The 20,183-nt window shown below is 64.9% G+C and carries 22 protein-coding genes; 10 read left to right on the forward strand and 12 right to left on the reverse strand.

Translation table 11 applies throughout. The features are described 5' to 3' along the window. Window positions 1–31 precede the first annotated feature (31 nt). A complete protein-coding gene (locus TO66_RS07830) occupies window positions 32–1,252 on the forward strand; it encodes a FimV family protein (RefSeq protein WP_044461802.1) in 1,221 nt (406 codons plus the stop codon). Here TO66_RS07830 and TO66_RS07835 read toward each other — a convergent pair. Next, entirely contained in the window at window positions 1,225–3,414 is a 2,190-nt protein-coding gene (locus TO66_RS07835) for a patatin-like phospholipase family protein (protein ID WP_044461803.1), read from the reverse strand. The genes TO66_RS07830 and TO66_RS07835 overlap by 28 nt on opposite strands. A gap of 71 nt (window positions 3,415–3,485) precedes the next feature. On the opposite strand from TO66_RS07835, the gene TO66_RS07840 reads away from it, so the two are divergent. Then, a complete protein-coding gene (locus tag TO66_RS07840) occupies window positions 3,486–3,773 on the forward strand; it encodes a SelT/SelW/SelH family protein (protein ID WP_044461804.1) in 288 nt (95 codons plus the stop codon). On the opposite strand, the gene TO66_RS07845 is transcribed toward TO66_RS07840, so the two are convergent. Then, entirely contained in the window at window positions 3,767–4,651 is an 885-nt protein-coding gene (locus TO66_RS07845; RefSeq protein ID WP_044461805.1) for a DMT family transporter, read from the reverse strand. The genes TO66_RS07840 and TO66_RS07845 overlap by 7 nt on opposite strands. A gap of 94 nt (window positions 4,652–4,745) precedes the next feature. Next, on the reverse strand, window positions 4,746–5,504 hold the full coding sequence (locus tag TO66_RS07850) for an AraC family transcriptional regulator (protein WP_044461806.1): 759 nt from the start codon (window positions 5,502–5,504) through the stop codon (window positions 4,746–4,748). A 132-nt stretch (window positions 5,505–5,636) separates the two neighbouring features. Here TO66_RS07850 and TO66_RS07855 point away from each other — a divergent pair, with 132 nt between their 5' ends. Beyond that, window positions 5,637–6,458 carry a UDP-2,3-diacylglucosamine diphosphatase gene (locus TO66_RS07855; RefSeq protein WP_044461807.1) on the forward strand — a complete coding sequence of 274 codons (822 nt, stop codon included), beginning with the start codon at window positions 5,637–5,639 and terminating at the stop codon, window positions 6,456–6,458. Window positions 6,459–6,583: 125 nt separating this feature from the next. Here the strand turns inward: TO66_RS07855 and TO66_RS07860 are convergent, their stop codons facing one another. Continuing rightward, the gene (locus TO66_RS07860; protein WP_044461808.1) at window positions 6,584–7,174 is read right to left on the reverse strand and encodes an HD domain-containing protein; all 591 of its coding nucleotides are present in this window, start codon (window positions 7,172–7,174) and stop codon (window positions 6,584–6,586) included. Window positions 7,175–7,272: 98 nt separating this feature from the next. Next, the gene (locus TO66_RS07865) at window positions 7,273–7,584 is read right to left on the reverse strand and encodes a DUF962 domain-containing protein (protein ID WP_044461809.1); all 312 of its coding nucleotides are present in this window, start codon (window positions 7,582–7,584) and stop codon (window positions 7,273–7,275) included. A gap of 163 nt (window positions 7,585–7,747) precedes the next feature. Between TO66_RS07865 and TO66_RS07870 the strand changes: the two genes are divergently transcribed. After that, on the forward strand, window positions 7,748–8,809 hold the full coding sequence (locus TO66_RS07870) for an AraC family transcriptional regulator (RefSeq protein WP_044461810.1): 1,062 nt from the start codon (window positions 7,748–7,750) through the stop codon (window positions 8,807–8,809). On the opposite strand, the gene TO66_RS07875 is transcribed toward TO66_RS07870, so the two are convergent. Next, the gene (locus TO66_RS07875; protein WP_044461811.1) at window positions 8,766–10,220 is read right to left on the reverse strand and encodes a TrkH family potassium uptake protein; all 1,455 of its coding nucleotides are present in this window, start codon (window positions 10,218–10,220) and stop codon (window positions 8,766–8,768) included. The two genes, TO66_RS07870 and TO66_RS07875, sit on opposite strands and share 44 nt — an antisense overlap. Window positions 10,221–10,340: 120 nt before the next feature. Here TO66_RS07875 and TO66_RS07880 point away from each other — a divergent pair, with 120 nt between their 5' ends. Next, the gene (locus TO66_RS07880; protein ID WP_044461812.1) at window positions 10,341–10,907 is read left to right on the forward strand and encodes an NAD(P)H nitroreductase; all 567 of its coding nucleotides are present in this window, start codon (window positions 10,341–10,343) and stop codon (window positions 10,905–10,907) included. A 129-nt stretch (window positions 10,908–11,036) separates the two neighbouring features. On the opposite strand, the gene TO66_RS07885 is transcribed toward TO66_RS07880, so the two are convergent. The 6 genes from TO66_RS07885 to TO66_RS07910 all read right to left on the reverse strand — a co-directional run bounded on the left by TO66_RS07885 (window position 11,037) and on the right by TO66_RS07910 (window position 15,159). Then, window positions 11,037–12,377 (reverse strand): HAMP domain-containing sensor histidine kinase, encoded by a 1,341-nt coding sequence (locus TO66_RS07885; protein WP_044461813.1) that lies wholly within the window; start codon window positions 12,375–12,377, stop codon window positions 11,037–11,039. A gap of 65 nt (window positions 12,378–12,442) precedes the next feature. Beyond that, window positions 12,443–12,880 carry a Spy/CpxP family protein refolding chaperone gene (locus TO66_RS07890; RefSeq protein WP_044461814.1) on the reverse strand — a complete coding sequence of 146 codons (438 nt, stop codon included), beginning with the start codon at window positions 12,878–12,880 and terminating at the stop codon, window positions 12,443–12,445. Between the two features lie 160 nt (window positions 12,881–13,040). Then, on the reverse strand, window positions 13,041–13,718 hold the full coding sequence (locus TO66_RS07895; RefSeq protein WP_044461815.1) for a response regulator transcription factor: 678 nt from the start codon (window positions 13,716–13,718) through the stop codon (window positions 13,041–13,043). A gap of 7 nt (window positions 13,719–13,725) precedes the next feature. Further along, window positions 13,726–14,151 (reverse strand): translation initiation factor 2, encoded by a 426-nt coding sequence (locus TO66_RS07900; protein ID WP_232374542.1) that lies wholly within the window; start codon window positions 14,149–14,151, stop codon window positions 13,726–13,728. A 110-nt stretch (window positions 14,152–14,261) separates the two neighbouring features. After that, window positions 14,262–14,561 (reverse strand): YciI family protein, encoded by a 300-nt coding sequence (locus TO66_RS07905; RefSeq protein WP_044461816.1) that lies wholly within the window; start codon window positions 14,559–14,561, stop codon window positions 14,262–14,264. 1 nt (window position 14,562) lies between these two features. Further along, window positions 14,563–15,159, reverse strand: a complete 597-nt coding sequence (locus TO66_RS07910; RefSeq protein WP_044461817.1) for a septation protein A — start codon at window positions 15,157–15,159, stop codon at window positions 14,563–14,565. 87 nt (window positions 15,160–15,246) lie between these two features. On the opposite strand from TO66_RS07910, the gene TO66_RS07915 reads away from it, so the two are divergent. The 5 genes from TO66_RS07915 (at window position 15,247) to rluB (ending at window position 20,114) form a co-directional block, all read left to right on the forward strand. Further along, window positions 15,247–16,110: a PHP domain-containing protein gene (locus TO66_RS07915; protein ID WP_044461818.1), complete on the forward strand. Its 864-nt coding sequence runs from the start codon at window positions 15,247–15,249 to the stop codon at window positions 16,108–16,110. A 13-nt stretch (window positions 16,111–16,123) separates the two neighbouring features. Further along, a complete protein-coding gene (locus TO66_RS07920) occupies window positions 16,124–16,753 on the forward strand; it encodes an L-threonylcarbamoyladenylate synthase (RefSeq protein WP_044461819.1) in 630 nt (209 codons plus the stop codon). Between the two features lie 120 nt (window positions 16,754–16,873). Next, complete coding sequence (locus TO66_RS07925; RefSeq protein WP_171820137.1) at window positions 16,874–17,572, forward strand: ScpA family protein; 699 nt, start codon at window positions 16,874–16,876, stop codon at window positions 17,570–17,572. A 12-nt stretch (window positions 17,573–17,584) separates the two neighbouring features. Continuing rightward, window positions 17,585–18,604 carry an SMC-Scp complex subunit ScpB gene (gene scpB, locus TO66_RS07930; RefSeq protein ID WP_044461821.1) on the forward strand — a complete coding sequence of 340 codons (1,020 nt, stop codon included), beginning with the start codon at window positions 17,585–17,587 and terminating at the stop codon, window positions 18,602–18,604. Between the two features lie 286 nt (window positions 18,605–18,890). After that, entirely contained in the window at window positions 18,891–20,114 is a 1,224-nt protein-coding gene (gene rluB, locus TO66_RS07935) for a 23S rRNA pseudouridine(2605) synthase RluB (RefSeq protein ID WP_044461822.1), read from the forward strand. The last annotated feature ends 69 nt before the right edge of the window (window positions 20,115–20,183 follow it).

Raw genomic sequence — 20,183 nt, forward strand, 5'->3', positions numbered from 1 at the left:
TGGTCGCTTTCGGTTATCGAAAAGGATGCTCATGTTCCAGAGTCTGCTGGCCGCGGCGCGCGGCTTTGTTCGGTTGCCCTGCGGTGCCACTCGTCCCTTGTCCGTGTTGCTCACGCTGCTGATGACCCTGTATGGGGCTTTTGCATCCGCGGCGGGCCTGGGCGAAATCACGGTGCATTCGGCCCTGAACCAGCCGCTGGAGGCGGAAATTGCCCTGGAGCCGGGGCAACGTCCGCGCGATGGGGACCTGTCGGTCAGCCTGGCGAGCGTCGACGAGTTCAGGCAGGCCGGTATCGAGCGCCTGCCGTTTCTCGACGACTTGCGCTTTACGCCGCTGCAGCGCGGGGAGCGCTGGGTGATCCGGGTGGTGTCGAGCAAGCCGGTGAACGAACCTTTCCTGGACTTCGTGGTGCAGGCCAACCAGGCCAATGGCCGGCAGTTGCGTGAATACACGCTGCTGATCGACCCCCCAGGCAGCCCCGAGATCGTACCGGCCCCGGCTCCGGTCAGGGACGTCACGGAGCCAGCTGCCCAGGCGGCCAGCCAGGAGCCTGCCGCGCCAGCCAGGGCAGCTGATGTCGTGCCGCCAGCCCTGGTGCAAGCCACACAGGCCAGCCAACAATTGCAGAGCCAGGTCCAGGAACTGCAGGGCAAGCTGCAATTGCGGGACGAACAGTTGGCCCGCCAGCAGCAACAGCTGGAGGCGTTGCAGCGCCAGCTGAGCGAGAGCCAGCACCCACCGGCCGCCCGCCCCACGCCAGTGCCCGCGCCCCCGGCCGCAGTGCCGCCCCAGGCTGCGGAGCCTGCCGCCGAGCCCGAAGGTGCCAATCCCTGGCTGATGGTCGCCGCGCTGCTGCTGACGGCCTTGCTGGTGCTGCTGGTGATGCGTCGCCGGCGCCAGGCGGGCGTCCAGGCAGGGGCGACGGTCGTCGCGCCACCGGCCTCCCGGCCCGCGCAGCCACTGGCCGAGAGTGTGGCCATGAGTGTTATCGAGGAGCCGCTTCGATCAGCGCCTGTGGTAGACGAGCGGCGGACGGAGCGCGAGCCGTCGATCGATGTCGATTGGGACCTGATCGTACCCGCCGAGCCTGACGAGCCTACCGGGGCTCTAGGGGCGCCCACCGTTGCGCCGGCACCGCCGTTCAACGCCGACTCGATCGTCTGGCGCCTGGAGGAGCCCGACGAACCGGGCTCCAGCGTGGAGGGCGAGCCGGGCGTGCGGGATCAGAAGGTCTGGCCCAGGTTGAGGTAGACGGCTTTCTGGTTGTCGTCGTTGAAGCCGTAGCTGAAATTCAGCGGCCCCAGCGGTGTGTCGAAACCGAGGAAGATGCTCGCGGCGTTGATGTAGCCGCTGTCGAACTCGTTATCGTTGTTCCAGGCACGGCCTCGCTCCAGCGAACCGCCGATGTACAGCGGGAAGTCCAGGGGCAGGTAGGAGCGCGGGGTCAGGCGCCGGTAGTAGACCGCCCGCATCAGGCTGATGTTCTGGCCCGAGAGGGCGTCCTGGCGAAAGCCCGAGAGCTGGCGGGCGCCACCGAGCACAAAGCTCGAGGTCACCACTTCGGCGTCGTCCAGGGTGCGGCCATAGCGACCGCCGAGGATAAAGGTGTCCGGGCCGCTGCTCAGGGCCTTGTCCAGCTTGAACTCCCACTGCCGGTAACGCTTGTCCGAGCCCAGGCTGGGTTCGAACTGGCGCAGCGACAGGCCGATGTCCTCGCCCTCGTGAGGGAAGTAGACGTTGTCCAGGGAGTCGAACGAGTAGCGCAGTTCGTAGTAGCCCTCGTTGAAGTTTTCCCGGGGCAGATTCTGGTCGCCGACGCGCACATCGGCCTTGCCCCAGGCTTCGCCGACGCCGAAGCGGATTTCGCCGCTATTGCCGATCTGGCGGCCGATGTTGAGGCCGAAACCGTAGCGTTCCAGGCGGTATTCGGCGATCGGGTCGTTGTCCAGCACGGCTTCGATGTTCTGCGACTCGAGGCCGATATAGGGGGCGATGAAGTAGCGCGAACCCACATCCAGCGGTTGATAGAACTCGCTGTAGAGCTCCTGCTGATCGCCGATCTGCACCCGGGTCAGCCATTCGGCGCCGAGGCTGTTGATGCCGTTGACCCGGTAGCTGGCGCCCAGGTTGAAGGCGCTGTCGCCACGCATGTCGTCGGACAGGTTGAGCCCCAGGCGCAGGTAGTCGGTGCCGCTGCGCTTGCCCCGGGCGTTGATCACCAGGGTGTGCTCTTCGCCCTTGTGGACCACGCGGTATTGCACCTGTTCGAAGTAGTCCAGGCCGTAGAGCGTGCCCATGTCGGTCTGCAGGCGGCCGAGGTCGAGAGGTTCGCCGATGTGTTGGCGGATGTAATAGCGGATCACGTCGTCGCTGACTTTCGAATCGTTTTCCACCCGGATCGCGGTGATGACCGGGGTACGCTGGCCCGGAGCCCGTGCGGCGCTCAGCTCGGCGTCCAGCGGTTCGGCCGGGCGCAGCTGCGCCAGGCGTGCGTCGAGGAGGCGCGTGGCGCGGTAGCCGGCGTCGATCATTTCCTGGGCGCGGCCGAAGTCGGTGACCCCGAAACTGGCCAGGGGCGGCTGGATCAGCACGTCGTTCTTGTGCAGGGACGCTAGTTGCTCCTCGGAATTGCGCCGGGTCATGAGGGTGATCGACTGGTTCAGCACATCGACCACGGTCGCCAGCTGCTTGCGCGAGCGCAGCGGGGTGCCGATGTCGACCACGATGGCGATATCCACGCCCATGTCGCGGGCCACGTCCAGCGGAATGTTGTCGGTCATGCCGCCGTCCACCAGCAGCCGGCCATCCATCTCCACCGGGGCGAACACCGCCGGGATCGACATGCTGGCGCGAATCACCCGTGGCAGGTGGCCCTTGCGGAACACCACCTTCTCGCCGCTGGCGATGTCCGTGGCGACGGCGCGGAAGGGGATCGGCAGCTTGTCGAAATCCCGGGTGTCGCTGGCATGGGCGAGCATGCTCTCTAGGAGCAGGGCCAGGTTCTGGCCCTGGATGACCCCCAGCGGCAGGCCGAGGCTGCCGTCGTCGCGGAAGCTGAGTTTCTGTTTTACCAGGAAGTCGCGGTCATCCTGTTTGCGCCGAAACGGCACGTCTTCCCGGGGCGGGGCATCGGACAGCGCCTGCTGCCAGTCGATGCCCAGGGCCAGTTTCTCCAGCTCGTCGATCTTGTAGCCCGAGGCATACAGGCCGCCGATCACCGCCCCCATGCTGGTTCCGGCGATTGCGTCGATCTTCACGCCTTGTTCTTCCAGGGCCTTGAGCACGCCGATATGCGCCAGCCCACGGGCGGCACCGCCAGACAGCACCAGGCCGATCTTCGGCCGCGGCGCCTCGGCGGCATGCAGGAACACGGGAAGCAGACACAGGAGCAGGCAGGACAACAGACGGCGCATCACGGATCTCGGGGCGAGCGATAAAGGCGGCTATTATAACGGCGCCCTTGAGCCCAGGAGTCGGCAGCACCATGACAGAACGTAAACCCGAAGTGGTCATCACCTATTGCACCCAGTGCCAGTGGCTGTTGCGCGCCGCCTGGCTGGCCCAGGAACTGCTGAGCACCTTCAGCGACGACCTGGGCAGGGTGTCACTGGAGCCGGCCACCGGCGGTACGTTCCGCATCAGTTGCGACGGCGTGCAGATCTGGGAGCGCAAGGCCGATGGCGGCTTCCCCGAGGCCAAGGTGCTCAAGCAGCGGGTGCGCGACCAGATCGATCCGCAACGCGACCTGGGGCACAACGATCGCGTTCAGTGAGGCGCAGCTTCAGTCGCCACGGATTGCCTGCTGGAGCCGGACAGGCTGCTGGAGACCACGATGGCGAAGATGATCAAGGCCCCGCCGAGCAGCATGCGCAGGGTCGGCGTCTCGCCGAACAGCAGCCAGGCCACGGTAATCCCGTAGACCGGCTCCAGGGCGAACACCACCGCCGCGGTGCGGGCCTTGATCACCGCGAGGCTGGCGACGAACAGGCTATGGGCCAGGCCGGTGCAGAAGATCCCCAGCAGGCTGATCCACAACCAGTCGAGGGCGCGCACCTCGCTCAACCCCGGCGCCGCCACCGGCAGCAGGCACAAGGCAACGACCAGGTTCTGGCATAGCGCCGCCTGCACAGCCGGAATGCGGGTGGCGCGGTTGTTCAACGACAGCAAGGCGAACAGCAGGCCCGAGCCCACGGCCCAGAGCAGCCCGCTGGTGGCCTCGCTAGCGAGGTCGAAAGCCGGCGTGACCAGTACCAGGCCGACGCTGACCAGCGCCACCAGGGCGATTTCGTTGAAGCGGATCCGCTCGCGGAAAATCAGCCCTTCGAGGATCACCGTGAAGGCCGGGAAGCTGGCGAACCCCAGGGTGGCGATGGCCACGCCGGCGACTTTCACCGCAATGAAGAAACTCACCCAGTGCCCGGCCAGCAACAGGCCGCTGAGCAGCAGGCGGCGCCAGTCGGCAGCTTGCAGGCGTTGCCAGCGGATGCTGCTGGAGAGACGGGCGAAGAATGCCAGGGCCAGCACCGCGAACGCTGCCCGACCGAACACGATGATGGCCGGCGAGGCAGCGGCGAGTTTGCCGAAAACACCGGTGAGACCGAACATCAGTGCACCGATATGCAGGGCGCCAAGGGCAGTACGCGGAGTCATTTCAATCCTTAAGGGCAGTTGAGCGCAGCGCTGCCAGTCTAAAAGACCGGGCTGGCTGCGGTCTGTCGCGATCCTCGCGTCTTTTGTCGACAGCCTAGCGCTGGGGCGCCGTGCGCCGCAGCTGGCCGGGGGAGACCCCGAACTCGCGCAATACCGCCGCAGCGAAGGCGCTCTGGGAGCTGTAGCCGACACGACTGGCGATTTCGCCGATGGGCAGGGAGGACTCGCGCAACAGGCGGGCGGCCATCCGCAGGCGCCGGCTACGGATGTAGTCCATCGGCGTCTGTCCGCATTCGGCGACAAACCGCGCATGCAGGCGGGCGCCGGACAGCCCGGCGATCCGTGCCAGATCCGCGACCTGCAGCGGGTGGGCGGCGTGGCGGTCGATATGTTCATTCAGCGCGGCATAGGGCAGGCGCCGGCCGCCGGTGCTGGCGGGGCGGGCCTGGTTGAGGCTGGCCAGCAACAGCACGGCGCCTTGCTGGGCAATTAGCGGGTCGTCGACCGGGCTGCCGGCCAGCCAGTCGACCAATTGGCTCTGCGCCGTATCCAGCGGCAGGCGTGCGGGATTGTCGAGCAGGCGTCGGCTGGCATCGGCGTGATCGCCCAGGGATTGCACCAGCCAATGTTCGTCGGGGACGTCGAGCACCAGGCAGCGGCTGCCATGGGGACTGCCGCAGGCATGCCGGGCGCCGGAAGGCACCACCACGAAACTCTGCTGCACCACCTGGCTGCCGCGGCCGCCGACCTCGAAGTCGAGCTGGCCCGACAGGCCGAACACCAGTTGCGCGTGTTCATGGCTGTGGACGATCAGGTCGTGGCTGTATTGGCGTAGCGTGAGGATCGGTCGCATCGCGGTCTCCTTGGCAGAGCGGCAGTCTACACCGGCCGCCCGGGCTTGCGCCTTGTCATCGGACTGCCGTATTTGTGTCACAGGCGGTTAATCGCTGGGGTGCAAGCTCGCAAAAAATGCAGGAGCGTGCCCATGACCAGTGCCGAACTCGCCAGACCCAGCCGTAAACAACGCGTGCGCACCCTGTGGATTTCCGACGTGCACCTGGGCACCCGGGACTGCCAGGCGGAGCACCTGTCGCAGTTCCTCAAGGGCTACCATGCCGACCGGATCTACCTGGTCGGCGACATCATCGACGGCTGGAAACTGCGCGGCGGCATGTACTGGCCCCAGGCACACACCAATGTCATCCGCCGCCTGCTGACCATGAGCAAGCGCGGCACCGAGGTGATCTATGTCACTGGCAACCACGACGAATTCCTGCGCCGTTATTCGAAGCTGATCCTGGGCAATATCCAACTGGTGGACGAGGCGGTGCACGTGACCGCCGATGGCCGGCACTTGCTGGTGATCCATGGCGACCAGTTCGACGTCATCACGCGTTACCACCGCTGGCTGGCCTTTCTCGGCGATTCGGCCTACGAGTTCACCCTGACCCTCAATCGCTGGCTGAATCACTGGCGGGCGCGCTACGGCTATGGTTACTGGTCGCTGTCGGCCTACCTCAAGCACAAGGTCAAGACCGCGGTCAGCTTCATCAGCGACTTCGAGGAGGCCATCGCCCACGAATGCGTGAGGCGCGAACTGCACGGCGTGGTGTGCGGGCACATCCACCATGCCGAGATCCGCAAGGTCGGCGAGGTGGATTACCTCAATTGCGGGGACTGGGTCGAGTCGTGCACGGCCCTGATCGAACACTGGGACGGCAGCATCGAGCTGTATCGCCTGGCCGACGCCCAGGCGCGGGAAGCCCAGCGCAAGGCCGAGCAGGCGAAGGTGGCGGAGCTGGCTTGAGGATTTGCTCGCCTGATCTGACGTTATCGCGGGCAAGCCTCGCTCCTACAGACGCCATGTCCCGGTAGGAGCGAGCGGGCGGCGATCCGACTTGCCCGCGATGGCCTGCGCAGCAGGCCTCAGGATCAGGCCGGCGCCTGTTCCTGCATGGCCGCCTTGTAGATCGAGTTTTTCGGCTGGGCGAACAGGCGTTCGAGCATGGGCTCGAAAAAACTCAGGGGCAGGCTGGCGTAGTCCGGGTCGAACGCCGCGGCATCATACTTGGCGCAGAATTCGGCGGTCTGCTGGTACAGCGGATGGTCCTTGAATTGCTCGCGCAGGTGCCTGTCCATGCCCAGGTGATGGAAGAAGTAGTAACCCTGGAAAATCCCGTGCTTTTCCACCATCCACAGGTTCTCGGCGCTGACGAAGGGCTTGAGGATCGCCGCGGCGATGTCCGGGTGGTTATAGGAGCCCAGGGTGTCGCCGATGTCGTGGAGCAGGGCGCAGACCACGTACTCCTCATCGCGGCCGTCCTGCCAGGCGCGGCTGGCGGTCTGCAGCGAATGGGTCAGGCGGTCCACCGGGAAGCCACCGAAATCGCCCTCCAGCAACTTCAGGTGCGCCACGATGCGCGCCGGCAACTGTTTGGCGTAGGCGCTGAAATCCGCGGCGATGATCGCCCAGTCTTCCTGGGTGCCATCTTTCATGTGGGTGAAGCGGGCATGAGCGTTCATCGGCAATCCTCTTGGTGTTTTTGGCGCGACGCCTGGAGTGTATGCCTTGGATCCAATCCTGCACTGGCTGCACGGGACGGCTTGCTGTCCGACCGGGCCTAGAACGGCACTTTGCCCAGCAACATGTCGCGGTACATGACGAAGTCGCCCAGGAGGCTGTAGAGCGGATGCTGGAAGGTGGCCGGGCGGTTTTTCTCGAAGAAGAAATGCCCGACCCAGGCGAAGCTGTAGCCGGCCAGGGGCAGGGCCAGCAGCAACATCCACGCGCCTTTGCCGATGGCGAAGGCCAGGATGAAAATCACCAGGCTGGTACCGACGAAGTGCAGGCGCCGGCAGGCGCTGTTGCTGTGTTCGCTCAGGTAATAGGGGTAGAACTCGGCGAAGCTGTTGAATTGCTTGATGTTGTCCACGACTGCACGCTCTGTGGTTATTGTTCTGTCGGCGGGGATACTCGGCGGGGAGCCTGTTTGAGTCTAGAGTCATCGATGGCTGTAGCCAGTGACAATAGGCGCCACTTTAGTATCCTTGGAAAATCGGCCGTAGCATGCGCCTCATCATGTAAAAGAGCCCACCATGAGCGAACGAACGACTTCTGCAAGCTGGGCGCTGGGCATTGTCAAGGCCCTGGAAATGGACGGCCTGGATTGCCGGGCATTGTTCAAGCAGGTCGGGCTCGACTACGCGGCGCTGGAGGACCCGGACGCGCGCTTTCCCCAGGACTCGATGACCCGCCTCTGGCAGCGTGCGGTGGAGCAGTCCGGCAACCCGGCGATCGGCTTGAACATGGGCAAGGTGGTGCGCCCTGCGTCGTTCAATGTCGCCGGTTATGCGTTGATGTCCAGCCGTACCCTGGCCGAAGGATTCCAGCGCCTGGTGCGTTATCAGCGGATCATCGCGGAAAGCGCGGACCTGAGCTTCCAACTGTTACCTGAAGGTTATGCGCTGATTCTGACGGTGCATGGCGATCACCTGCCGCCGACCCGGCAAAGCGCCGAGGCTTCGCTGGCCTGTGCGCTGGCGCTGTGCGGCTGGCTGACCGGCCGTACGCTGCAACCGCGGCAGGTGCTGATACAGGGCGCCGCGCCGCTCGACCTGGAGCCCTACAGGCAGGCCTTTCATGCGCCGCTGCTGTTCAACGCGCCCTATGACGCACTGATTTTCGAGCGCGCCGACATGGAGGCGGCGCTCCCCACCGCCAACGAAGCCATGGCGCGCTTGCATGACCGCTTCGCCGGCGAGTACCTGGCGCGTTTTTCCGAAAGCCGGGTGACCCACAAGGCGCGCCAGGCACTGTGCCGGTTGCTGCCCCAGGGCGAGCCGAAGCGAGAGATCGTGGCCCAGACCCTGCACCTGTCGCAGCGCACCCTGCAGCGGCGATTGCAGGAGGAAGGCACCAGTTTCCAGACCTTGCTCGACGACACCCGCCGCGAACTGGCCGAGCAGTATCTGGCCCAGCCGAGCATGACTCTGCTGGAGATTGCCTACCTGTTGGGGTTTGCCGATCCGAGCAATTTCTTTCGCGCTTTCCGCCGCTGGTTCGACGCCACGCCCGGCGAATACCGGGCGCGGCTGCTGGAGAGCGAGGCGGCGATCAGTGACGCCAGAACGCCGGAATACACAACACGAACACGGTGATGATTTCCAGTCGGCCGAGCAACATGCCCAGGGACAGGATCCACTTGGCGGCGTCCGGCAGGGTGGCGAAGTTGCCGGCCGGACCGATGGTTTCGCCCAGGCCCGGGCCCACCCCCGACACCGTACTGGCCGCGCCGGTCAGGGCGGTCATCCAGTCCACGCCCAGTAGCGACAGGGCCAGGGCAATCACGCAGATGGTGATGGCGAAGAAGAACGAGAAGGTCAGGATCGAGCGGACGATTTCTTCGTCGAGACGGTGGCCGTTGTACTTCTGCTTGATCACCGCGCGTGGGTGAATCAGCTGGTTCAGGTTGGCCTTGAGCAGGATGTAGGCGACCTGGAAGCGGAAGATCTTGATCCCGCCGGCGGTCGAGCCGGAGCAGCCGCCGACGAAGCCCAGATAGAAAAACAGCATCAGCGAGAAATTGCCCCACAGGCTGTAGTCGCCGAGGGCGAAACCGGTGGTGGTGACCACCGAGGTGACGTTCAGCGCCACGTGGCGCAGGGCATCCAGCCAATGCAGCTGGGTGGTCCACCAGTACCAGGTGCCGAGTACCAGCCAGGTCACCAGCAGCATCCCCAGCAGGCCCTGGACCTGCTGGTCCTTGATCAGCGCCCGACGGTTGCCGCGCAAGGTGGCGACGTACAGGGTGAACGGCATGCTGCCGAGGATCATCACCACCACCGCGACCCAGTGCACCGCCGGCTGCGGCCAGTGCGCCAGCGAGCTGTCGGAGGTGGAGAAACCGCCGGTGGAAATCGCCGACATCGCATGGTTGATCGCGTCGAACGGGCTCATCCCGGCCCACCAGAAAGCCAGGCTGCCGAGGATGGTGATGCCGACATAAGCCGCCACGATCAGCCGCGCCACCATGTGCGAGCGCGGCATGACCTTTTCCGAGCGGTCCGAGGACTCGGTCTGGAACAGGCGCATGCCGCCGATGCGCAGCAGCGGCAGGATCGCCACCGCCATGCCGATGAAGCCGATGCCGCCGAGCCAGTGCAGCAGCGAGCGCCACATCAGGATGCCCGGCGACATGCTGTCCAGGCCGCTGAGCACCGTGGCGCCGGTGGCGGTGATGCCGGACATGCTCTCGAAGAACGAGTCGGTGTAGCTGATGTGCTGGGTCAGCAGGAAGGGCAGGGCGGCGAAGATGCACACCACCAGCCAGCTGGAGACCGTCAGCAGGTACATGTCGCGCGGACGCAGGTGCACGTGTTCCGGGCGGCCGGGTATCACCAGGGCCAGGCCGGCGACGAAGGTGATCATGCTGGCCCAGAGGAACGAGGGCAGGTCGCCGGTGCGCTCGAACCACACCAGTGTCGCCATCGGGATGACCATGGCGATGGCCAGGGTGATCAGGAAAATGCCGATGATGAAACCAATGATCCGTAGGGTCGGCAACGCCATGAGGTCCGCTCGGGGCTGATAAGGAGGGCGCCATTCTACCTGCGGGGCAAAGCATGTAAACCGGCATCCGGAAGGCACTTATCGGTAGAATGGCCGGACATTTTTTTCAGGAGGTGGCCGATGGAGGCTCTCGACGCATTGCTCAACCGTGTTTCCGTACCGCGTTTGCTGGACCCGGCGCCGACGGCGGAGCAGCGCGAAGTGCTGTTTGCGGCGGCATTGCGTGCCCCGGATCATGGCCAGTTGCGGCCGTGGCGGTTTCTGACCGTCGAGGGCCAGACTCGCGAGCAGTTGGGCGAGCTGTTGGTCGAGGCGGTGCAGTTGCAGGGCGGCGAAGTGACCCAGGCGGCCCTGGACAAGGCCCGGGCGATGCCGCTGCGTGCACCGTTGGTGGTGGTCGTGGTGGCGCGCCTGCAAGATCACGTCAAGGTCCCGAAGTCGGAACAACTGCTGGCGGCCGGTTGCGCCGCGCATAGCATCCTGCTGGCGGCCTACGCCCAGGGCATCGGCGCCGTGTGGCGGACCGGCGAGCTGTCCTATTCGCCTCATGTGGCCAAGGGCCTGGGCCTGGGCGCGGACGAGGAAATCATCGCCTTCCTGTATCTGGGCACACCGCAGAACGAACCGCGGATCGCGCCCAAGGTGGATACGGCGGAGTTCGTCAGTGCCTGGTCGGGCAAGGCCTGAGCGTAAACCGTGTTGTAACCAATCGCGGGCAAGCCTCGCTCCTACAGGTTGATGTCGTTCGCCACTGTTGCGAACACCTTGAATCCGTAGGAACGAGCGGGCGGCGATCCGGCTTGCCCGCGAAGCTATTCAGGCCTGAGGAGGAATTCCGGGCACCAGGGGCAATTCCAGGCTGGCGATAAAGCCTCCCTGGGGATGGTTGTCCAGGACCAGGCTGCCGCCGTGGCGTTCCGCGGCGCGGCGGGCGATGGCCAGGCCCAGTCCGTGGCCGGGCGCGGTCTGTCCCGGGGCCCGGTAAAACGGTTCGCCCAGCAGGCCCAGGTGTTCGGCGTCGACGCCGGGGCCGTGGTCGCGAACGCTGAGCACGATATGGTCTCCCTGGCGCAATGCCAGCACCTCGATCGGTTGCCCGGCCGGGTTGAAACGCTGGGCATTGCGCAACAGATTATCCACCGCCCGTTCGATCATGGTCGGCCAGCCCTTGAGGCTGAGCTGCGATTCGGCCTGGATCAGCACCGGCTGCTCCGGACACGCCAGTTGGGCGTCTTTCTGCAGGTTGCCGAGCAGGGCATTGAGGTCGACCTCTTCGGCGCTGGCGTTGTCGGCGTCGACCCGGGCCAGCACCAGGATTTCGCTGATCAGCGCTTCCAGGCGATCGCACTCGCGGGTCAGGCGCGGCCAGAGGCGTTCCCGCTCCTCGGCACTGGCGCGCTCGGCCAACGCCAGGGCGATACGCAAGCGCGCCAGCGGCGAGCGCAATTCGTGGGAGACATCCCGCAGCAGCTGGCGCTGGCTGCCGATCAGGCTTTGCAGGCGCGAGCCCATGCGGTTGAAGTCCTTGGCCAGCACGCCGAATTCGTCACGGCGATCGGCCAGGCGGGCCAGGCTGTTCTGCTGGTAGGTGGTTTGCCCGAGATCGTGCACCGCGCCGCGCAGTCGGCTCAGGGGGCGGGTGATGGACAGGGTCACCAGCAGGCTGAACAGGGTCAGCACCACCAGCGCGATGGTCAGGGCACTCAGCGGCCACATCAGGCTGTCACGGTGCCAGGCACCCAGCTCCGGATGCGGGATCCGGTAGATCATCAGGTAGGTGTCGCCGGTCTTGGGGCTGGTGTATTCGGTGGTCAGGCGGCGCCAGGGCAGGCGCCGGTCGTCGTTGTTCTGTCGGGCTTCCAAGGCTGCCGCGCGCCGCGGGAAGGTGCCGCGGACCACCGGGTCGCCGCTTTCGTTGAGTACCTGCACGTCGATATGGTACTGGCGCTTGCGCTGCTGGAGGATTTCCTGCGCCGCGTCTTCGCCTTGTTCATCGTAGGTCCGGGTCCATTCCTCGGCGAGGGTATTGAGCCCCGGGTGGCGACTGAGGATCCAGGCATCCTGGTTCAGCATGTGCCCAAGCAGAATCGACAGCCCTGCAACCAGGGCGATGGCCAGCCAGAAACTGGCCAGGATGCGCCAGAACAATGAACGCACGGGAAGTCCTCGAACGGGAAAAAGCCCAGTGGGGGCACCACTGGGCTGGGCTGATTGCTAGAGCATTATTGCGCTTTTTGCGGCTGCTGCGCTTTCCAGGCCTTGAATTCGGCCCACTCCGCACGGCGTTCGGCCTGTTTTTTCTGAATCGCGTCGAACTCTTTCTGTTGTTCCGGCTTGAGCAGGGCGCGGATATCCGCCTGGGTTTTCTGGCGCTTGGCGGCGAGCTCGTCCTGCATGGCTTTCTGGTCGGCTGGCGACAGTTTTTCCAGGTACTTCTGCACCAGTTGCTTGCGTTCGTGCATCTGCTCGCCCATCAGCTTGCGGATCTGCTGGCGCTGTTCGCGGCTCAGGTCCAGCTGGCTGTACGGGCCTTTGTCACGCATGTGTTCACTGTGCCGTGGGCCATCCATCGGCCCCATCGGGCCCGGGCCTTCGGGCATGGCCATGGCCACGGTCGGCAGGGCGGCGGCGAACATCAGAGCGATCAGGGTCTTGCGCATGGTGTATCTCCTTGTCTCGTTCCCGGTCAGTTCCGGATGAGTGCAGATTACGGAGATCAAGGTCAGCGGCGGTCAGCGAAGGGTAAAGCTTGGGTAAAGAGGTTTTTTGGCGAAACTGACATAACCCCTGGCGGCGCCCCCTCCAGCTCGGCGCCCGGGGTCACAGGCTGTAGTAGTAGCCGCGGCTGCGCAGGGCGACGATGCGTGGGCGGCCGTCGGGGTGCGGGCCGATTTTCTTGCGCAGGTTGCTGACGTGCATGTCCAGGCTGCGGTCGTACAGAGTCAGCTTGCGGCCCAGGGCGATCTGCGCCAGTTCCTGCTTGTCCAGCGGTTCGCCGGGTTGCTTGAGCAGGGCTTCGAGCAAGCGGCTTTCGGAGACGGTGAGGGTGATGTCCTGTTCGTCGATGCTGACCACTCCGCGCACCGGGCTGAAGCACAAGTCGCCCAGTTCCATCTGGCTGGAGACCGCGGCGGGATGGCTGCGGCGCAGCACGGCGCGCAGGCGGGCTGTCAGTTCGCGGGGGTCGCAGGGCTTGGCCAGGTAGTCGTCGGCGCCCAGTTCCAGGCCGAGGATGCGGTCCAGGGGCTCGCCGCGGGCCGAGAGCATCAGCACCGGCAAGTCCGGATGGTCGCTGCGCAGTTGCTTGAGTAATTCCAGGCCGCTGCCGTCGGGCAGCATCACATCCAGCACCACGGCCGCCGGCGCATGATCCGCCAGGGCACGGCGGGCGCTCAGCCCATCGTGGCAGGCCCGCACCTGAAACCCTTCCTGGCCCAGCCAACTGGTCAGGAGCTCGCACAGCTCCTGGTCATCGTCAATCAGTAACAGGTCGCTCATGAATCACTCAATTTAGCCATTGTCGACGCCTTCTATGCCCGCCACTGGCGAAGATACCGCAGAGCAGGGCCAATAGCGCTACCCCGGCGCCGGTGACGAACCATTGCTGCTGATCGGTCAGCAGGCGCGGCGTGCCACTGGCCTGGGCTTCGCGCAGTTGCAGCTTGAGGCGCTGGTTCTCCTGGCGCAGGCGGCTCAGCTGGGCGCTTTCGCGCTCGCTGTCGGCGTTCTGCAATTGCCGGCTCAGCTCTTCGCGCTGACGCTCGCTGTCCTTCAGGCGCTGCTGCAATTCGTTGATCTGGCTGCCGGCACTCAGGGACAAGGGCGTCGAATACCCCGTGTCCGCGGTTTCCTCGGCCGAGGCGGGCGCCCCGATGAATAGCATGACCCACAACAGATACAACGGAGCTTGGTGTATCGGACCCTGGCGCATCGGAACTCCTGATTCCAATCGAGTGTTGGGCACGTTGTCGGCAGTCGAACCAGAATAATGAGCGATTGAGAGCGCGATGAACCGATAAGGTTCACCGCGCGGGGGAGGATTTACGGCAGGACTTGCTTGAATGGCTTGACCACGACGCTGGCATAGACGCCGGCGGCCACGAACGGATCGGCGTCGGCCCAGGCCTGGGCGGCGCCCAGCGAGGCGAATTCGGCGACGATCAGGCTGCCGGTGAAACCTGCGGCGCCCGGATCATTGCTGTCGACGGCCGGGTGCGGGCCGGCCAGTACCACGCGGCCTTCATCCTTGAGTTGCTGCAACCGCTCCAGGTGCGCCGGGCGCGCGGCCAGGCGTTTTTCCAGGGAGTTGGCGACGTCTGTGGCAATGATTGCGTAAAGCATGTCAGTCCTCGGTTTTCGGCGTGGTGGATTCGGTGTCGTGAAGGTGGCGCGACAGGTAGATGCCCTGTCCGACCAGGAACAGTACGGTCATGCCCAGGCTGCCGAAGACCTTGAAGTCGACCCAGATGCTCTGGAAGGTGAAGGCGACGAACAGGTTGGCGGCGCCGCAGAACAGGAAGAAGGCGATCCAGGCGATGTTCAGGCGGGTCCAGACCGGATCCGGCAGGGTCAGCGCGTGGCCCATGATGCGCTTGATCAGCAGGCGGTCACCGACGAAGTGGCTGCCGATGAAGGCCAGGGCGAACAGCCAGTTGACCACCGGGGCTTTCCATTTGAGGAAGGTTTCGCTGTGGAAAGCCAGGGTCAGGCTGCCGAACACCAGGCAGGCGATCAGGGTCAGCCACTGGCTTTTTTCCAGTTTGCGCTGGGAAATGAACAGCGCGCCGTATACCACCAGGGAACTGATGATCAACACCGCGGTGGCGCTGTAGATGCCGCCGACGGTCAGTTGCTGACCGGCAATGTCGACGACGCGGGGATCGATTTTGTAGACGATGAAGAACAGGAACAGCGGGATGAAGTCGATGAATTGTTTCACAGTGGCAGCCAGAAGCAGGATGTGTCGGCATAATAACAAACATCCCTGACGGCGAAAGCGCCAGCTGACTTGAGGTTGAACAGTCCCGTGAATGTCGATTTGCACTGCCACAGCACGGCCTCCGATGGCGCCCTGGCGCCCGCGGCTCTGGTTGCGCGTGCGTACGAGAAAGGCGTGCGAGTCCTGGCCCTGACCGACCATGACACCCTCGAAGGCCTCGACGAGGCGCGTTTCGCGGCGCAGGAGCTGGGCATGCAACTGGTCAATGGCGTCGAGCTGTCCTGCACCTGGGGCGGGGCGACCATTCATGTGCTGGGCTACGGTTTCGACGTCAATGCACCCGCCCTGGTCGAGGCCATCGAAAAACTGCACGATGGCCGCTGGCTGCGGTCCGAAGAAATAGGCCGCAAGCTTGCGCTCAAGGGCATGCCGGGGGCGCTGGAAGGCGCCCGGGCGATCCAGCGGGAACTGGGCGACAGCGGCAATGCCCCGGCCCGTCCGCATTTCGCCGATTACCTGGTGCGTGCGGGCTTCGTGAAGGACCGCGCCGAGGCGTTTCGCAAGTGGCTGGGGGCCGGCAAGCTGGGCGACGTCAAGCAGCACTGGCCGACCCTCGAGGAAACCGTCGGGACGCTGCGCGCCGCGGGGGCCTGGGTCAGCCTGGCCCATCCCTGGCATTACGATTTCACCCGCAGCAAACGTCGCCGGCTGATTGCCGACTATATTCAAGCGGGAGGTCAGGCGATCGAGGTGGTCAACGGCCACCAGCCTGCCGAGCAGGTAGGCAGCCTGGCGATCCTGGCCCGGGAGTTCGGTCTGCTGGTGAGCGCCGGCAGTGATTTTCATGGCCCTGGAGGCTGGTCCGAGATTGGCGAGTATCGCCCTGTCCCGGAAGACCTGCCGCCGCTCTGGTGTCGGTTCAAACATGACCCAATTATTGCCGCCGTCTGAACAGGTAGAGAATGTGAGTCAATTTTTCCAGATTCATCCGGAAAACCCGCAACCGCGCCTGATCAAGCAGGCTGTCGAAATCATCCGCGCCGGTGGCGTGGTGATCTACCCGACCGATTCGTCCTACGCCATTGGCTGCCAGATCGGCGACAAGGGTGCGGTCGAACGCGTGCGGCGCCTGCGGCAACTGGACGACAAGCACAACTTCGCGCTGATCTGCAGCGACCTGTCGCAGCTGGGCCTGTTCGCCAAGATCGATACCGGCACCTTCCGCCTGCTCAAGGCCCACTTGCCTGGGCCCTACACCTTTATCCTCAACGCCACCCGCGAAGTACCGCGGCTGTTGCTGCATGCGAAGAAGCGCACCATCGGCCTGCGGGTGCCGAGCCATCCGATCGCCCTGGCGCTGCTGTCCGAACTCGGCGAGCCGCTGATGAGCGTCAGCCTGATCATGCCCGGCGAAACCGAGCCGATGAGCGATCCTTATGAAATGCGCCAGCTGCTCGAACATCAGGTCGACCTGATCATCGACGGCGGTTTTGGCGGCATCAAGGCTTCCACCGTGATCAACCTGGCCGATGGCGAGCCGGAAGTGATCCGTGTCGGCTGCGGCGACCCGACCCCCTTCATGGCCGAGGCCTAGATGTCCGCAGTGGAAACCGTCGACGACCAGGCCGGAGCGCAGCAGGAGCTGCCCTTCGCGGTGGTGTATGGCCAGGCGGTCATGGAAATGCCGCTGGACCTGTACATTCCGCCGGATGCCCTGGAAGTCTTTCTCGAGGCCTTCGAAGGCCCGCTCGACCTGCTGCTGTACCTGATCCGCAAGCAGAACATCGACATCCTCGACATCCCGGTGGCGGAAATCACCCGCCAGTACATGGGGTATGTCGAGCTGATGCAGTCGGTGCGCCTGGAGCTGGCCGCCGAATACCTGGTGATGGCGGCCATGCTCGCCGAGATCAAGTCGCGCATGCTGCTGCCGCGCTCGGCCGAGGTCGAGGAGGACGAAGAAGACCCGCGTGCTGAACTGATCCGGCGCCTGCAGGAGTACGAGCGCTTCAAGGCCGCCGCCGAGGGGATCGACGGTTTGAGCCGGGTCGGCCGCGACGTGATAGTGCCCAAGCTCGATGCCCCCGAGGCCCGGGCGCGCAAGCTGCTGCCGGATGTGGCGCTGGAAGAGGTGCTGATGTCGATGGCCGAGGTGCTGCGCCGCGGCGACATGTTCGAGAGCCACCAGGTCAGCCGCGAGGCCCTATCGACCCGCGAGCGCATGAGCGATGTGCTGGAGCGCCTCAAGGGCGGCGGGTTCGTGCCTTTCGTCGAGCTGTTCAGCGCCGAGGAAGGACGCCTGGGGGTGGTCGTGACCTTCATGGCGATCCTCGAACTGGTCAAGGAATCCCTGGTCGAGCTGGTACAGAACGAGCCTTTCGCGGCTATCCATGTGCGGGCGCGAGCCGAATAACGAGCAAAAACAATGAATCTGACTGAACCCCGCGAGCTGGCGCCGCTGCTCGAAGCCTTTCTGTTGGCCTCGGGAAAACCGCAATCCATGGAACGCCTGTTCGAACTCTTCGAGGAGGGCGAGCGGCCGGACCCGGCGGTCTTCAAGAAGGCGCTGGCGATCCTGGGCAAATCCTGCGAGGGTCGCGCCTTCGAACTCAAGGAAGTGGCTTCCGGATATCGCCTGCAGGTGCGGGAAAAATTCGCCCCTTGGGTCGGCCGTCTGTGGGAAGAGCGGCCTCAGCGTTATTCCCGGGCGATGCTGGAGACCCTGGCGCTGATTGCCTACCGCCAGCCGATCACCCGTGGCGAAATCGAAGATGTGCGCGGGGTGGCGGTCAACAGCCAGATCGTCAAGACGCTGCTGGAGCGCGAGTGGATCCGGGTGGTCGGTTACCGCGACGTGCCCGGCAAGCCGGCGATGTTTGCGACCACCAAGGCCTTTCTCGATCATTTCAACCTGAAGAGCCTCGACGAGCTGCCGACGCTGGCCGAACTGCGGGAGATCGAAACCGAGCCGGCCCTCGACTTCGACGACGCGCCGGTGCCCGCCAGCCTGCAGGCCCTGGCCGATGCCAGCGCCGAGCCGGAAGAGCCCAAGGAAGAGACCAGTTTCCACACCTTGCTGCTGGAGCTGGATTCGATGGAAGAAGGCCTCAAGACCGATTTCGACGACCTGCACCGCGACGGCGCGGTTGATTCGTTCGGGGAGGAGGTTGTGGCCGATACAGGGCTGGAGGCCGAGTTCAAGGCTGAAACTGATGCCGAAGCCGAGCATGAACGTGAACATGAAGCCGAGCCGGAAACGGCTGCTGGCGACGATTCGGAGCAGGACCCCGAAGACGATGTGCTCCGCGTCGCCGAAGCCCGGGCCAAGCTGCTGGTGGCGGTGGCGGCCCTGGAACCGCCGGCTCCGGAGCTGAGCGACGAAGAAGCCGAAGCCCTGGCGCTGGCCGAGGCCATCGAAAACGAAAGACGCGAACAGGAAGACTGAAGGCCTGCGTAGGAGCGAAGCTTGCTCGCGATCTGCAACGACGCGTTATTCCTGACATACCGCATCAAGGCTTATCGCGAGCAAGCTTCGCTCCTGCAGGTCGGGCCGGGTATCCACCGGCCAGCGGAAAAATCGGCTGGCCGGCACTTATCGACTAGTCTGTGATGCGCAATCGGCGTCATGGGCGTATGATTCGCGACCCTTTGGCGATCCCTTCGCCACAAGATCAGTATTGACCAGCATCCAGGCCGCTCGAGCCTGGATCGACACACCGGGAGGTGCCCAGATGAGTGAAGATCAGCAAGACCAGGAAATCCGTCCAGCCGGCGAAAAGCTGCAGAAAGTCCTGGCCCGTATCGGCGTCGGCTCGCGCCGCGATGTGGAGTCCTGGATCAGCCAGGGCCGGATCAAGGTCAACGGCGTTGCCGCCACCCTCGGCCTGCGCGTCGACCTGCATGACGCCATCTCCATCGATGGCAAGGTGATCAAGCGCGAAGAGGCGTCCGAATCGGTCCGCCGCGTGATCATGTACAACAAGCCCGACGGTGAAATCTGCACCCGCGACGACCCGGAAGGCCGCCCGACCGTGTTCGACAAGCTGCCGCGTCCGAAAGAAGGCCGCTGGATCAACATCGGCCGCCTCGACATCAACACCACCGGCCTGCTGATGTTCACCACCGACGGTGAGCTGGCCAATCGCCTGATGCACCCGTCCTACGAGATGGACCGCGAGTATGCGGTGCGTGTGCGTGGCGAAGTCGACGACGAGATGATCGAACGCCTGAAAGCCGGGGTGATGCTCGAAGACGGTCCGGCCAAGTTCACCGACATCCAGCAAGCGCCGGGTGGCGAAGGGTTCAACCACTGGTACCACTGCGTGGTGATGGAAGGTCGCAACCGCGAAGTACGTCGCCTGTGGGAATCCCAGGGCCTGGTGGTGAGCCGCCTGAAGCGTGTGCGTTTCGGTCCGGTGTTCCTCAACTCCGACCTGCCGATGGGGCGCTGGCGCGAAATGAGCCAGTACGAAGTCGACATTCTCAGTGCCGAAGTCGGTCTGACCCCGGTGGCGATGCCGCAACTGAACGCCAAGAGCAAGGACAAGCTGGAACGTATGCAGCGCAAGTCCTCGCGGCCGATGGCCAAGGGCGAGCGCGTGCGCACCCTGCGTCCTGCCGTGGGCGCGCCTGCCGCCGGTGCTCCGCGCCCGGCGCGCGAGCCGCAGCTCGAAGGCGAGCGTCCGGGCCGCAAGCCTGCGTCGCGCCAGGATGGTGAGCGCGCGCCACGGGCGCCGCGTCCGGCGGCCGGTCGCGGGGCCGGGCGTGAAGAGTCGGGGCGTGGCACGCCGGTGGCGGATCGTCCGAGCGATACCAAGCGCCCGGCCAAGCCGGCGCCGAAGTCCAAGCGTCCGGGGATCGTCCTGGTCGACAAGGATGCGCCGTCGGGCAAGCGTCGCGGGGCCCCGGCCGGTTCCGGCCAGCGCCCGGGCTTCGGTCGCCGCAAGCCTGAGTGAGGCAGCCTTGAGCTGCAAGCTGTAAGCCACAAGAAAAAACGCCAACCTCAGGGTTGGCGTTTTTTTTTG

Origin of the sequence: Pseudomonas sp. MRSN 12121 (assembly GCF_000931465.1) — a bacterium.
GTDB lineage: Bacteria > Pseudomonadota > Gammaproteobacteria > Pseudomonadales > Pseudomonadaceae > Aquipseudomonas.